The sequence below is a fragment of the Rhodococcus sp. IEGM 1241 genome (genome assembly GCF_033142365.1).
GTDB lineage: Bacteria > Actinomycetota > Actinomycetes > Mycobacteriales > Mycobacteriaceae > Rhodococcus_F > Rhodococcus_F erythropolis.
Genome location: NZ_JAWLSE010000031.1, coordinates 1 through 13,689 on the forward strand (window position 1 = coordinate 1; position 13,689 = coordinate 13,689).

15 protein-coding genes and 4 pseudogenes are annotated in these 13,689 nt (G+C 63.2%); 10 read left to right on the plus strand and 9 right to left on the minus strand.

Annotation, left to right across the window (positions count from 1 at the left end; genetic code table 11):
• Positions 1-227: 227 nt before the first annotated feature.
• The 4 genes and pseudogenes from R4P70_RS32045 to R4P70_RS32060 all read right to left on the minus strand — a co-directional run.
• A pseudogene (locus R4P70_RS32045) lies at positions 228-675 on the minus strand (transposase); the annotation flags it as partial.
• A 78-nt stretch (positions 676-753) separates the two neighbouring features.
• On the minus strand, positions 754-2,247 hold the full coding sequence (ltrA, locus tag R4P70_RS32050) for a group II intron reverse transcriptase/maturase (protein WP_080656780.1): 1,494 nt from the start codon (positions 2,245-2,247) through the stop codon (positions 754-756).
• 536 nt (positions 2,248-2,783) lie between these two features.
• Positions 2,784-3,611, minus strand: a pseudogene (locus tag R4P70_RS32055) (IS256 family transposase); the annotation flags it as partial.
• A 185-nt stretch (positions 3,612-3,796) separates the two neighbouring features.
• Positions 3,797-4,444 carry a TetR/AcrR family transcriptional regulator gene (locus R4P70_RS32060; protein WP_021334619.1) on the minus strand — a complete coding sequence of 216 codons (648 nt, stop codon included), beginning with the start codon at positions 4,442-4,444 and terminating at the stop codon, positions 3,797-3,799.
• Positions 4,445-4,564: 120 nt separating this feature from the next.
• On the opposite strand from R4P70_RS32060, the gene R4P70_RS32065 reads away from it, so the two are divergent.
• The 3 genes and pseudogenes from R4P70_RS32065 to R4P70_RS32075 form a co-directional block, all read left to right on the plus strand.
• The gene (locus tag R4P70_RS32065; protein WP_021334620.1) at positions 4,565-6,142 is read left to right on the plus strand and encodes an MFS transporter; all 1,578 of its coding nucleotides are present in this window, start codon (positions 4,565-4,567) and stop codon (positions 6,140-6,142) included.
• A 25-nt stretch (positions 6,143-6,167) separates the two neighbouring features.
• Positions 6,168-6,689 carry a PaaI family thioesterase gene (locus R4P70_RS32070; RefSeq protein WP_021334621.1) on the plus strand — a complete coding sequence of 174 codons (522 nt, stop codon included), beginning with the start codon at positions 6,168-6,170 and terminating at the stop codon, positions 6,687-6,689.
• Positions 6,690-6,957: 268 nt separating this feature from the next.
• Positions 6,958-7,116: pseudogene (locus R4P70_RS32075) on the plus strand (transposase); the annotation flags it as partial.
• 41 nt (positions 7,117-7,157) lie between these two features.
• Here the strand turns inward: R4P70_RS32075 and R4P70_RS32080 are convergent.
• Positions 7,158-7,275 (minus strand): annotated as a pseudogene (locus R4P70_RS32080) (PRTRC system protein E); the annotation flags it as partial.
• A 188-nt stretch (positions 7,276-7,463) separates the two neighbouring features.
• On the opposite strand from R4P70_RS32080, the gene R4P70_RS32085 reads away from it, so the two are divergent.
• Positions 7,464-7,733 carry an integrase catalytic domain-containing protein gene (locus tag R4P70_RS32085; protein ID WP_021334624.1) on the plus strand — a complete coding sequence of 90 codons (270 nt, stop codon included), beginning with the start codon at positions 7,464-7,466 and terminating at the stop codon, positions 7,731-7,733.
• Positions 7,679-7,804 (plus strand): integrase core domain-containing protein, encoded by a 126-nt coding sequence (locus R4P70_RS32835; protein WP_011331560.1) that lies wholly within the window; start codon positions 7,679-7,681, stop codon positions 7,802-7,804. The genes R4P70_RS32085 and R4P70_RS32835 overlap by 55 nt, the downstream gene beginning before the upstream one ends.
• A 26-nt stretch (positions 7,805-7,830) precedes the next feature.
• Here R4P70_RS32835 and R4P70_RS32090 read toward each other — a convergent pair whose 3' ends face one another.
• Entirely contained in the window at positions 7,831-8,328 is a 498-nt protein-coding gene (locus tag R4P70_RS32090; protein WP_134771777.1) for an IS3 family transposase, read from the minus strand.
• A 233-nt stretch (positions 8,329-8,561) separates the two neighbouring features.
• On the opposite strand from R4P70_RS32090, the gene R4P70_RS32095 reads away from it, so the two are divergent.
• Together R4P70_RS32095 and R4P70_RS32100 are read left to right on the plus strand one after the other, a co-directional pair.
• Positions 8,562-9,068 carry a class I SAM-dependent methyltransferase gene (locus R4P70_RS32095; RefSeq protein ID WP_021334626.1) on the plus strand — a complete coding sequence of 169 codons (507 nt, stop codon included), beginning with the start codon at positions 8,562-8,564 and terminating at the stop codon, positions 9,066-9,068.
• A gap of 111 nt (positions 9,069-9,179) precedes the next feature.
• Entirely contained in the window at positions 9,180-9,527 is a 348-nt protein-coding gene (locus tag R4P70_RS32100) for a DsrE family protein (RefSeq protein ID WP_021334627.1), read from the plus strand.
• Here R4P70_RS32100 and R4P70_RS32105 read toward each other — a convergent pair.
• A complete protein-coding gene (locus R4P70_RS32105; protein WP_011331564.1) occupies positions 9,518-10,366 on the minus strand; it encodes a cytochrome c biogenesis CcdA family protein in 849 nt (282 codons plus the stop codon). The two genes, R4P70_RS32100 and R4P70_RS32105, sit on opposite strands and share 10 nt — an antisense overlap.
• Before the next feature lie 8 nt (positions 10,367-10,374).
• Positions 10,375-11,109, minus strand: coding sequence for a DsbA family protein (locus tag R4P70_RS32110; protein WP_021334628.1), 735 nt, complete (start codon positions 11,107-11,109; stop codon positions 10,375-10,377).
• Positions 11,110-11,214: 105 nt separating this feature from the next.
• Here R4P70_RS32110 and R4P70_RS32115 point away from each other — a divergent pair, with 105 nt between their 5' ends.
• From R4P70_RS32115 to R4P70_RS32125, 3 genes are all read left to right on the plus strand, one after another.
• The gene (locus R4P70_RS32115; protein WP_011331566.1) at positions 11,215-11,715 is read left to right on the plus strand and encodes a hypothetical protein; all 501 of its coding nucleotides are present in this window, start codon (positions 11,215-11,217) and stop codon (positions 11,713-11,715) included.
• 79 nt (positions 11,716-11,794) lie between these two features.
• Positions 11,795-12,202 (plus strand): DUF302 domain-containing protein, encoded by a 408-nt coding sequence (locus R4P70_RS32120; protein WP_011331567.1) that lies wholly within the window; start codon positions 11,795-11,797, stop codon positions 12,200-12,202.
• Positions 12,203-13,372, plus strand: a complete 1,170-nt coding sequence (locus R4P70_RS32125) for a hypothetical protein (protein WP_030538035.1) — start codon at positions 12,203-12,205, stop codon at positions 13,370-13,372. It abuts the gene before it with no gap.
• Positions 13,373-13,403: 31 nt separating this feature from the next.
• Here R4P70_RS32125 and R4P70_RS32130 read toward each other — a convergent pair.
• Positions 13,404-13,689: DUF2892 domain-containing protein (locus tag R4P70_RS32130; RefSeq protein ID WP_317833738.1), on the minus strand; the 286-nt coding region annotated here is incomplete at its 5' end.

A 13,689-nucleotide genomic window follows, 5' to 3' on the forward strand; every position in this document is an offset into this window, starting at 1 on the left:
CGGAACCGTCACCGGACACGCCGGTATCCGAGGTCGCCTGACACACCTTAATCCACAGAATTTGACGATTCCTCCCCGAAGACAACGCCGGAGGGCGTATTCGGCCACCGCACGATGACTACGAACGGCACGAGGACAAGAGCCATCACCACCACAGACCAGTCGTTGACTGCACCTGCGATCAATGCCGGGGTCTATCTCGCTAACGGTGTTTCGGCCGGTTTCCATCAGTAGGTTTCCGATCCCGGCCACCGATCGGCGAACGTGATCGCAAACGCGTTCAGAGCAGGCTTCCACCTCGTAATCCATCGTGCCTGGCCCTTGCCTGTCGGGTCCAGTGACCGCGTCACCAGATCGAAGCACTTGAGCGCAGCAGCCTCGGTGGGAAAATGCCCACGAGCCTTGACAGCCCGCCGGCATCCGGCATTCAAAGACTCAATCGCATTGGTAGAGCACAGCACTCGCCGTATCTCGGTGTCGTAATCCAGGAACGGGATGAACTCCTGCCAGGCGTTGTTCCACAATCGGATGATCGCCGGATACTGCTTGCCCCAACGGTCAGCGAGATCCTCGAACGCCGCACTCGCGGCGGCCTCAGTCGGGGCAGCGAAAGATCGACTTGAGATCATGTTTGAGCGCAGCCCAATGCTGCCGCGACGACAACTGAAACGTGTGGGGTCGACCCGAGGCGCGGTATCGGGATTGCTCCCGGTCCGTTTCCTCGGGCCGCCCGCCGAACCCGGCGTGCGATTCTCACCGCACCGGGCTCTCCGCAAGGGTTGTCGGTCCTGTCTTCTGAGCGTGGATCAGCCACGGGTTGGGGATACGCGCCCCGCGGTATCGGTAGCGTTTGATCGTCACCGTCGCGGGTTGAAATAACGTGATCCCACCCGCTTCCGGCCACCATCGGCCGGAGCCATAGTAGTGGCGAATGATCCAGTACGCCTTCCGGTTCGGATGTTTCTTGCGTAGCCAACGCCAGACCCGCCACCACAGGTGGTGGTTGAGCAGGCCGAACGCATGGGCCGACGCGCCGTGCCGGAAATAGAACGCCCAGCCGCGAGTGATCTGTCCCAGAAGTCGGAACATATCTTTCGCGGGCAAGCTGGTGGTCTGTCTGCCGGTCGCTGTCGTGACCTTACGCCGAATGGTGTTCATCGATTTCTTCGACGGATAGGTGTAGATCAGTTTCCGGTCGCTTCCTTTCTGTCGGTGCCGCTGGATGCGGAAACCGAGAAAATCGAAGCCCTCGTCGATCCCGACCACTTGCGTCTTTTCGGGCGCCAGACGGAGCCCGACCGTCGCAAGCACGGTCTCGATCTCGCCGTAGAGATCCTCGGCTTGCTGCCGGGTGCCGAACACCATGACCACGAAATCGTCTGCATAGCGGACGGTTCGGTAGGTCGCGGCGCCTCGGCGGGTGGCACGCCAGCGTTGGGTCTGGTTGCCCATGGCCCGCCATCTTTCCCGGAAGTGCTCATCGAGGACCGACAAAGCGAGGTTGGCCAGCAGCGGGGACAAAATCCCACCCTGGGGAGTGCCGGTGGTGGTGTCGCGGACCTCGTTCAGCTCGTCCAACAGCCCCGCTTTCAGAAACGCCTTGACCAACAGCAGGATTCGTCGGTCAGTCACACGAAGCCGCAACCTGTCCATCAGGGCCGGGTGCGAAATTTCGTCGAAACATGCCGCGATATCGCCCTCGAAGACCTGCTCGTAGCCGCGTGCGGCGTAGAACCGGATTTCCTCGATGGCGTCCTGACATCGACGTTCCGGGCGGAACCCGTAACTGGACGGGTCGAAATCGGCCTCCAGAATCGGCTCCAACACCAGCTTCAACGACGCCTGCACGACGCGGTCACGAAGAGTGGGGATGCCCAGGCGGCGACGTTTGCCGTTCGCCTTGGGAATCGACACCGTCCGTACCGGCACCGGACGAAACGAGCGGTCCTTCAACGAGGTCCGCAGTTCGGTCAGGAAACCGGCCACGCCGCGCTCGCTGTTCTCGACCGACCACGCGGTGGCCCCGTCGATCCCAGCCGTCTTGGCGCCCTTGTTCTCCCGGACCCGCGTCCACGCCATGACGAGGAACCCTGGGTCCACCACGAGATTGAACAGATCATCGAAACAACGACCAGGATCGGCCGCCGCCCAACTGTGCAGTTTGGTCTGAATCCCCAGTACCCGCTGACGCACCGTGTACGGACGTTCCAGCAGTGCACCGATATTCACCGGCGCCTCTTCCGGCATGACAACTCCCATTCTGCTTCACTTGCTGCCGCCCTTCGCCCTGTGACCGGCTTTCCCGGCCTCCGACTACTACGACGACTCCGCCCCGCCCCGGCCCGATCGGCCGACAGCGGACCCAACCCGACCGCCCGCACTGGATGCGCGGGAAATGTGGTGGGACCGAGACGGTTCCCGTGTTCACCTGTCACCGCTCGACGAGTCCGGTGCCCAGCTATACCCCGGCGGTCGACGGGAGTACGCCGCAGACTTTCCTCCCGACCTGCCCACACCGACGGCTTCGGTGCAGACGGGCGCCATCACCGCAACAATGATGACGCGCACCGCATCCCGGCCCACATCCGCCAGATTCGAGCCGGTTCTTGTTAACGAGGCGTCAAACGCTGATTCCTCGCGTACACCCTCTCGTCTCGCTTGCCGAGCCCGCACCATCTGGCAGTACTAGTACGTCCCGGCTTTGTCGGGGCTGCTCCCAGCTCCACCGAACCGCTACGACGGCCCGGCGACGAAGGTTTCCCACCTCCGATCGGTGAATCAGGCGCCTCACGGCGCACATTGCGGATCAAATGGATTACACACGTTTGGACAGTGGCCGCCGGCCACACATTCTCGACGACCTCCGGTAGACCTTTCAATCCGTCGCAGACCAAGAAGAACACGTCCCGGGTGCCCCTGTTGGGGATGCCCGTCAGCACGGACATCCAGAATTTCGCGCCCTCACCGCCGGTTCCCGCCCACAATCCGAGCACGTCGCGGTGCCCGTCGAGACTGACGCCGATCGCGGCGTAAATAGGCCGGTTCGCTACCTGCCCGTCGTGGACTTTGACGACGATTGCGTCGATGAAGATCGCTGCGTATACCTCGTCGAGTGGTCGGGCAGACCAGTCCTGCACCTCCTCGATCACCTTGTCGGTGATCCGTGAGATGGTTTCTTCTGAGACAGATGCGCCGTAGATTTCGGCGAAGCGAGCGGAGATCTCACCGGTCGTTAATCCTTTGGCGTTGGGCGACAACACGATCTCGTCGACCCCATTGAGGCGTCGTTGACGCTTCTTGACGATCTGCGGCTCGAACGTCCCTTCCCGATCACGAGGGACCTCGATCGGAACATGCCCGGTCGCCACGGTCAACACCGTTTTCGACCGAGTCCCGTTGCGGATGTTCGTCGACTCCCGATCGGGCGGGGCTTGGTTCTTGTCGTGCCCGAGATGCTCGGTCATCTCCTCGTTCAACGCGGTTTCCAGGACGGTTTTGGTGAACTGCTTGAGCAGACCGTCCGGGCCGGCCAGCGATAGACCCTGCTCCTTCGCCAACCTGACCAGCTCCGCGGCTTCCGAGGAGGGCTCGGCCCTCTTCTTCGCCCGCATCTTCCAGTGTCGTCATCTCGGCACCTCCTCGCTGAGCATTCACTCAGCGTCTCGGGCCGAAACACCGATTAGAGACAGTCCCACCCCAACGGCACACCCAGTATGTGTGATTGATGGTGTTCTGATCCGCTTTTGCCGCTGGCCAGTGAGTTTGCAGGTAAGGCCAGGGCCAGCGTGAGGTCACGTCACCGCGCGTGCGCGGATCGTGCAGCGAGAAAGTCGTCGACGAGTTGTTGCCGTTCAGTGGATCCTGTCGGCGGGAGTCCGGTGAGTCGGGTGAAGATGATGGGTCCGACGAGTTGGGTCAGGGCAAGGGCGGTGTCGAAGTCACCGAGCTCTTGCTGGGCTTGGGGGCCGCCCAGGATCTGGTCGAACGGTTCGCGGTACTGGTTGACCACCCGCGCGCGCAGGGAACTGACCGGGTTCCGGTCCTCTTCGGGATGGGATGCCGCCCCGGCGGTCTCGGGTTGGACGGACCCGAGGGCAAGCCATCCCAGCATCGTCAGTTGGGCAGGGGCTTCCTCGATGAGCTTGGCCTGACGGTCCAGCAGTTCGATCAACTGTTCACGGATCGTTCCGGACGAGGCCGGTGCGGTGACAGGGGGCAGCAGACGTTCGAACGCCGCGGCCAAGAGTTGGGTGCTGTCGGTGAAGTGCCGGTAAAGGGTGGTCCGCGCGACCTTGGACGCTTTGGTGACCGCGTCGATCGTGACGGCATCGATTCCGCCGGTCGAGAGCAAGGATGTTGCGGCGTCGAGCAGTCGTGCGCGTGAACGCGCCTTCCGTGGATCCACGAGCCGGTCCTCGTTGTCGACCAGGTTTTGGATGATCATTTTCTCGCTCACCTCGTCATTGTGCCCTTCAATCAGGCGCAGACACTATCCTCTCCAGCCTCATTGTGCTACTGATAGTAGCGAATCGATACCAGCCGTATCGATATGTGGAGGTGGCGTATGGCTTCGGGCGATCGGGTGCTGCTGTCGCGGGCGCAGAAGTGGACGTTGGTGGTCTCGTGCTTGTCGGTGGCGTTGGTGGTCGCGTCGATGGCGGCTCTGTATACCGCGCTTCCGGACATTGCGGTGGCGACCGGGGCCACTCAAACCCAGCTGACCTGGGTCGTCGATGGGTACACGCTGGTGTTGGCGTGTCTGGTGTTGCCCGCCGGTGCGCTGGGTGACCGTTACGGTCGGCGGGCGGTGCTGATCGTGGGGTTAGCGCTCTTCTCGCTGGCCTCGGCGGTGCCTCTGTTCGTATCGACCCCCTGGTGGTTGATTGCGGCGCGTGCCGCGGCCGGGTTGGGGGCAGCGTTCGTGATGCCGTCCACGCTGTCGGTCCTGACCGCGGGATTCCCCGAGGAACAGAGCGGGCGGGCGGTCGGGATCTGGGCGGGGGTCGCCGGGTCCGGGGGCCTGCTGGGGATTCTCGGGTCGGGAGTGCTGCTCGACTACTGGTCGTGGCAGTCGATCTTCGTCGGTCTAACCGGGACGGGGGTGTTTCTGCTGTTGTGTGCCTTCACCATTCCCGAATCCCGCCAGGAGAATCCGCCGCGGATGGATGTGATCGGGTCGGTCGCGGTGGTACTCGCGATCGGACTGGTGGTGTTGGCCATCATCGAGGTCCCAGTGCGTGGTTGGTCGGATCCGGTGGTGGTCGTCGGATTTGGTCTGGGTCTGGTGGCCACGCTGGTGTTCGTAGTGTGGGAGTTGCGCGCGGATCATCCGTTGCTCGATGTGCGGTTCTTCACCAGTCGGGGTTTCGGGAGCGGATCGTTCTCCATCACGATCCAGTTCCTGGTGACGTTCGGTGTGTTCCTCGTCCTGGTGCAATACCTGCAGTTGATCTTTGGATACAGTCCGCTGGGTTCGGCACTGGCCTTGGCACCGATGATGGTGCCGCTGGTGCTCCTCTCGGCGATCTCGCCGTGGATGGCGACCCGGCTGGGGTTGCGGTTGGTGACGGTGACCGGTCTGCTCGCCATAGCGGTGGGGTTCTACTTCATCAGCCGGTTGGATCTGGACTCCACCTACCTCGACGTGATGTGGCCGACGCTGATCATGAGCGCGGGACTGGGTCTGACCGCGGCGCCGGCGACGGCGGCCATCGTGGCGGACACACCGATCGAAAAGCACGGCGTCGCCGCGGCGGTCAACGACGCCACGCGCGAGATCGGTGCGGCGATCGGCATCGCTGTCGCCGGCAGTGTCCTGGCCGCCGGCTACAGCCACAACATCGCACCGGCGATCGAGCGACTCCCTCCCGACGCGCGGGGGCCAGTCTCGGACTCACTCGCCGGTGCCCTGGAGGTCGCCGACCGGGCCGGACCGGTCGGCGAGCAGCTTGCGGACTTCGCCAAGTCCGCGTTCCTGCACGGCGCCGAGCAGTCCGCGATCGTCCTCGCACTCATCGCGGCGGCCGGTGCGGCGATCCTGCTGTTCTGGGCGCCCGGCCGGAGTCCCCGACCCCTGGACACGGACACATCGAAGAAACCGGCTGAACCGGGCCAGTGCAGTCGATCCCGCGCCCGCCGCTAGCCAACACCATCGAGAAGGGACACCCATGACCCAGCTACCGCTACCGCCGCACTCGCCGACCTGCATGGGGTGCGGGCCGGACAATCCCGCCGGCCTGCAACTAGAGGTGTTCCGTTCCGGCGAAGAGGTCTACACCGATGTGACGTTCGACGAACGTCACATCGGTGCGCCAGGCCTCGCGCACGGTGGGGCGGTGGCCACCGCCTGCGACGACCTGTTCGGCTTCACCCTCTGGATCGCCCGCACCCCGGCGGTGACCCGAAACCTCACCGTCGACTACCTCGCCCCCGTCCCACTGCACCGGCCCCTGCGCATCCGGGCCCACATCCGGGAGATCGACGGCCGCAAACTACACCTCGAGGCAACCGCCACCGCCGATGACGGCACAGCATTGTTCACCGCGAACGCGGTCTTCATCGCCGTGTCGATCGAGCACTTCGCTCGACACGGCACCCCCGGCACCGCCCAGCAACTATTCGACCGCCTCACCTTTGCGCTCGGGGACGACGGGCCGGAGAAATCGTCAACGCGCCCGCCGGACCGCTGACGCGACCGAAAGAAGCGCAAGACGCGGACCTGTCGTGGTCGCTGCCTGATTGTCCGCGAAGCACCCCGTGCGCCGGACAAACTGGAAGCGATCTGGGCTTCCGTTGCCAGCCCCCTGACCACCATTGCCCGGGTCCGGCGCCGACGCCTCCCCACGCCTGTTTGATCTCGTTGAGGCGCATCGCATTCTGCAGGTTCGGCAAGCTGGACTTCAATAGGTGTTCTGGGCTGACTTCGCCACCTGAAACCAGCTGCTAGTACCAGACACCGGCGAGCGCGCGCCCGATCACCGACATCACCGCCCAGAACCCGATCGTGATTGACCTCGACGCCACCCTCGCCACCGCACATTCGGAAAAGCGAACGCGGCACCGACCTACAAACAAGGATTCGGATTCCACCCCCTGTTGTCGTTCGTCGACCACGGTCTGCGGGAACGACATCGAAGACCTGGCCCGAGCCCGCGAGTCAAGTCGCCCCAGACCAGACTCGGTCGACCAGAGTCAATTTCGTCGCGAACCCACGACCATCCCTCCTCGGGGTCATCGGTGGTTAAGAACCTGGTCCTGCCCACCGAGCCGGCTGGGTCATCAACAAGAAGAAGGTTCAACGGCTTTGGCGTGAGGAAGGGCTGCGGGTGAAAGTCCGCAAGATCCGGAAACGTGCCGGCGCCTCGACCACCCCGATCACCGAGGCAGAGGCGCCGAAGGTGTTGTGGGCGATCGACTTCTAGTTCGATTCGACGACGGACGGGCGGAAGTTCAAGATCGCGTAAATGGTGGACAAGCATACGCGTCAGTCGGTACTGAACATCGTCGAGCGATCCATCCCGGCAGAGGATCTCGTCGCAGCGCTGAAGAAAGCGTTCGCATTCTGGGGCGCACCGCCACAGATACTTCGGTGCGACAACGGCCCGGAGTTCATCTCCGAAGCGCCGAGGACGTTCTGCGAAGATCAGGTCGGTATCGGCTACGTTCCACCCGGTCAGCCATGGAAAACGGGTACATCGAATCCTTCAACAACCGTGTCCGTGACGAATGCTTGAACATGAACGAATTCCACAGCCTCCTCGAAGCCCTGCCAGCCGTATTCACACGCATTGATTCTCTGATTTGATCCGTGCCCCCAATAGTGCACCAATGTTATGAGAGCTGAGGATACGGTTGGATGTCTGCCCAGAGCTTCTCATACTCCATCGGGCTGAGGTTGCCGAGATAGCTGTGGCGCCGTTCGGCATTATGAAAATTGTCGATATGATCGGCCATGGCTGCCGTCAACTCCAGCGTGGTCGACCGCTTCTTCGTGTTCAGCAATTCCGTCTGCAAACGTCCCCAGAATGCCTCCATGACAGCATTATCGAAGCAATCACCGACCGTCCCGAAAGACTCGAGCAACCCCCACCTCCGCAGATTCTCACCGAACCCCCACGACGTGAACTGCGGACCATGATTGTCATGCAAGATCGTTGCCTCCCAACGGATCCGTTCCTGCGCGGCCATGTTTACCGCATTGTTGACCGGCGCCGTATCAGCAGTCGAGGAAAAGGAACGACCCACGATCATCTTGCTGAAACAGTCCAAAATCGCACAGCAGTAAACCTCTCCGTCCCGAGCGGGATGCTCCGTAATGCCACCCGACAGGGAGGGCGGCGTTGACGTTCAGTGCGAATTCCAGGCCCGGGCGCGCTCGGAGCGATCGCCAGCACCGAGGACGCGACTGCCACGATCGGACTGACCGCCGTGGTAGGACAAGTAACATTCCTGCGGTCCTCGCCTGGATCTCGAGGCAGAATCACGTCATGTACCCCCGGGGGTACAGTGAGGTCGATGCCGTTCCGATGCGAGCGGCCCCACGACACAGACAGGAGTCCGCAGTGGATTCATCATCGGCATGGGACGCGCGCTACAGCAGTGTCGAACATCCCTGGGGATCTGCACCGGCGGCTGCTCTGTCCGCGAGATTCGCCGAACTGACACCCGGGCGCGCGGTCGATCTGGGCTGCGGGGACGGCCGACACGCCCGATGGTTGGCCGACTCCGGTTGGGCGGTCGATGCGGTCGATTTCTCCTCGGTGGCAATCGAACTCGCCATGAGCGGCGGGTCCGATAAATCGATCAGGTACAGCGTTGCCGACGCCAGAACCTGGGAACCGAGCGGGCCGGTGGATCTGGTTGCCATCGGATTCCTGCATCTTCCGGTCGACGAGCTCGTTGCGGTCATCGCCAGCGCGGCAACCTGGCTTGCACCGGGGGGGGAGGCTGCTGTATCTCGGACATGCGCTCGAGAATTTCACTCGCGGTGTGGGCGGTCCACCGGACCCATCGATACTGCCCGATATCTACGATCTCGCCCGGGCAGCAAGCGGACTGCGGGTTCGTGAGCTATCGCATCTCGTACGGCCGCAGGGTGATAGCCATGCCATCGACATTTTGCTGCATGCCCAACCGTGGTCCGGCTCACCCCACCGCAGCCTGATGGACCGAGTCCGCGAATGAGCGACCACACAGAACCGCTGCGCGTGGTGTTCGCGGTGAACACCACACCTACAGTCGTCGTGTCGGCAATCCACAATCTTCGTGCTGCTGCATCCGAACCCGTGGCGATCGAAGTCGTGTGCTTCGGGGCAGGCCTCGATGCCGCCTTGGGGTGCTCGGATGTCTCCGTGGAGATGCGCACACTGATCGACTCGGCAGCGATCACCGTCACAGCGTGCCGAAACAGTCTGAACGGCCGAGGACTCGGCGATGACGACCTGTTGATGGGAGTCGACGTGATCCCGGCTGCCGTCCTGCATCTCGCCCAACGGCAGCGGGACGGCTGGTCGCAGCTCTACTCGTGATTCTCCGACTCGATGTCTGCGGTGCTGCGACCACGTACGATCCGGACCGCCAGGATCGCGATGATCACCAGCACTCCGGCGAGCAGGACAGCCACGTTGGACACCGAATCTGCGACCTCGCTGATCCACACCTGCAGCGAATACTGACTGTCGACGCCCATGACGCCGCCGAGGTTGGCGGTTCCTTCCGTGAGCAGGAAGAGAACGCCGATTCCGATGAAGATCAGCCCCGATATCAGCGACGTGGTGTGCGTCTTCAACGGTCCTATGCTGATCTCTTTGCCGCGCAACCAGGTTCGTGAGCCCAACGATAAACGGTCCCACACAAGCGCGAGTACGAACAGCGGGACCACCATGCCCGCGGCGTAAAGGGCCATCAGAATTCCGCCGTACACCGCCTGTCCACCGGCCACTGCGACGGTCAGGACTGCGCCGAGTAGCGGTCCGGAGCAGAATCCGGCGAGCCCGTACACCGCACCGAGTGCGAACACCGACCCGACAGACGACGCGTCGATGCGGGCGGCCGCTCGCTGAGCCGATCCCAGCGCGAATCCGCGACCGACGATGATCATCACCCCGAGTCCGATGATGATCAGTCCGCCGATCATGGTGGTGATCTCGCGGTACCGGGTGATCGCCGAGCCGAGGGCGCCGACTCCGGCTCCGAGGGGAACCAGAACCGTGGCAAGTCCGAGGTAGAACACTCCTGTGCGGCCGGCGAGCTTGCCCGCCCCGTCGAATGCGTAGGCGAAGAACGAGGGCAGCAGCAACGCCGAGCAGGGGCTGAGCAAGGCCAGCAGTCCGCCGAGAAATGCTCCGAGAAGTCCGATCTGAGACATTCGGCGGCCTACGCTCCGGCGGCGGTATCGATCAGATCGACGAAGGTCGACAGCGGTTGCGCCCCCAGTACCGGATCGCCGTTCACCGAGAACGCCGGTGTGGCCGGTATACCCAACGACTGTGCCTCGTCGGAATCGCTGGTGATCGCGGAGTCGAAACTCGTTCCGGTGGCTTCGGTGGTGAAACGCTCGAGGTCCGGGACGCCGGCTTGCTGTGCATAGGCTTCGAGCGCCTCGATCGTCAGGTCGGCATGACCGGTCTCGGGCGCACCGGCGTACACGGCGTTGGTGAATTCCCAGAACTTGTCCTGAGCCGCGGCTGCTCGGCCCGCGCGGGCGGCATCGAAGGACTGTTGCCCGAAGATCGGCAGATCGCGCCATTCGATACGCAAGGTGCCCTCGTCGACGTAGCGGTCGATCAACTGCGGTTCGGTCTCGCGACTGAACTGGGCGCAGAACGGGCAGCGGAAGTCCGAGAAGGCGATCATCACCACCGGCGCGTCGACGGCACCGATGGCCATCGGATCGTCGACGGTGCGACGCGAGAGATCGCCCAGCGGGCCGGTTGCAGGTGTCGTGCCCACCTCCGGTTCCGCGCTGGAAGTCGCTCCCGCCGTCGCCTCGGGTTCGTCACTGTCGTGCATTCCGACCACCAGAACGCCGACGAGGACGGCGGCGACCAGTACCGCGATCCCGAGAAGCCAGGTGTCTCGACGGCGGGTGGATCGTGATGACGAAGTCATGCAATACCTTTCGGTAGTCACGAATACTGACAGCTATACCCTTGCGGGTATACTCTTGCAGAGTAGTGTCACTCACACAACTACGAACTGTAGGAGACCCATCCGATGCCTGAGCCTGCCATCTCCGAACGCCCTGACGTCGATCCCGACGGTCGAGCGCTCACCGAGGCCGGTCTCTACAGGCGGTGGGGGCTGCGTGTTCTACGTGGAACGCTTGCCGGGATCGCCACCGTGCTGGTCGTGGGTATTCCGACCGACATTATCGACACCCCGATGTTCGGACGAGAAGTTCCGGTCCGCGCGTGGGAACTGCCGGTGCTGCTGGCATCTGCTGTCCTGACCGCGGTATGGTTCGGCATCGACAAGCCCAGACAGGTCGAGCGAACCGGTACCCCGGCCGCACTCGGTGTCGCGCTGACTTTCTTCGCGGTCGGATGCCCGGTGTGCAACAAGCTCGTACTGCTGGCGCTCGGCACCTCGGGTGCGTTGGGGCTGTGGGCGCCGATTCAACCGATCCTTGCTGGAGTATCACTGACGATGCTGGCTGCAGCCGTAGCTTTTCGGTGGCGTCGGCGAGACTGCTCCGCAGGGTCCTGCGCGGTGTGAGCCGACTTGTCGGCTCGTGCCGTACTCGACATTTCTTGAGGCAGACAAGGACAATTCCGACGATGGAGAATCGAACATCATGACCGAACTTGCGATCAGTATTCGACTGGACATGCCCTTCGCGGAAACCGTGGACGCGACCCGTGAAGCTCTCTCGGAGCAGGGATTCGGAATCCTGACCGAAATCGACATGCAATCCACCCTGAAGGCGAAGATCGATGCCGACATCGAGCGCTATGTCATTCTCGGTGCCTGCAATCCCCGGCTGGCGAAATCTGCGATCGACACCGACCGCCAGGTAGGACTGCTTTTACCGTGCAACGTCATTGTCCGCGCTGACGGGGGAAGCACGATCGTCGAAGCGATGAACCCGCAAGTGATGGTCGGACTGTCCGACGCGCCCGGACTCGCGGATGTCGCCGACGAAGCCACAGCGCTGCTGCACGCGGCCATCATGGCACTCAGTGGCGAAAGCTCCTCTACCTAGATGCGCATGTGCCGTATTCGGTTGGTGAGTGCGGCGGGTGGAGCATGCGCGGTGTTGATGCTCTGCGCATGTGATGCGTCCTCGCTCGTGAGCGCACACGGGTCGATCACCGGAGTGGTGGAGAACCCGTCGTCGTCGCAGCTGCTGTCGCCGCCCGGCTTCGGCGACAGCCCACTGTGGTCGGTGCCCTTCGTCTCGAGACCCCATGTCGTCGATGACGGATTCGTCGGAGTCCTCGACACGGCACCGTCATCCGATTCGGCAACGGTGCAGGTCGTCAGCGACACAGGCTCATCGCGGTTCGAGGTCGACGTACCGAAGAACCGCACGCAGTTCGCGGTCACCACTGCCCACGATCGCGAACTACTGATCACGGAAGACGTCGACCCCTCTGACTCCGGGCACGCTGCCTCCCTCACCGCTCGCGACACCCGAACAGGCGAGGTCGTGTGGGGCCCGGTCGGTAGCGCCGGGTGCCTGACCGGGACCGGGCTGCTGATCGATGCCGGATGCAGTAGCGAATCCGCCCCGCCGGAGGCCGCGATATCTGCCGCCGACGGGCACACCACCTATCTGAGTGGGGCAGTGTCCGAATCCGGGGGTTACGCGGTCGTCCGCGATGGTGATACCGCAGAAATCGTGACTGTCGATACTGGCAACACGGCATGGTCGACCGAGACAGTGGCACCACCGCCCGCCGCACTCGCCGGTAGCGCACGGTTCGTCCAATCGGCTGGTAGTTCCGTCGTCGTGGCATGGACGGTCCCTACCCGCCCTGAACCGATCCAAGCGGTCTATCGCCTCTCGGACGCCGGGATCCGTTGGGTCAGTGGTGCTCGGACCCCGATGGCGGTGACAGCCGATGCGGGTAGCGGATCGACGATGATCACCACCGGGGACCTCGGCGACGACGGAATCGCCGTTCTTTTTCCGCGATACGGCAACCGAGGTTTCACAGCCGATCAGTTTCCCGGTGCCGATCGTTTCACGCTCGTCGGCGGAATCGTCTACGGTGCTTCTGGTTCGGCCGTGACCGCTATCGATGCGGTCACCGGCCGCGTGACAGGCACATCACTGGGCGAGGCTCCGGTAGCGATGACACCCAACGGTGTTGCGCTCGCCGCGGACACCGACGGATACACCGCATTCAAGGTGATACCCCATTTCTGAGGTCGGCGGTCCCGAGATCGAGTCCTCCTCCTCAGGATGCCTTGGGCCGTCCTCGCAGTTCCACGGAGAACAACGGGCCGAGCAGACACACGTTGACTACTCCGGTGAGGACGAAGACTGCCCCGATCACTCCTGCCAGAATGCCGACGGCACCACCGACGGAGAAGGCGAGCGTGATGAGGGCGATACCCACGACGATGCGCAGTACGCGCCCGGCTGTGCTGCGCATGAAATCGACGAGAGGAATCGTCAAATTCTGTGGATTAAGGTGTGTCAGGCGACCTCGGATACCGGCGTGTCCGGTGACGGTTCCGGGG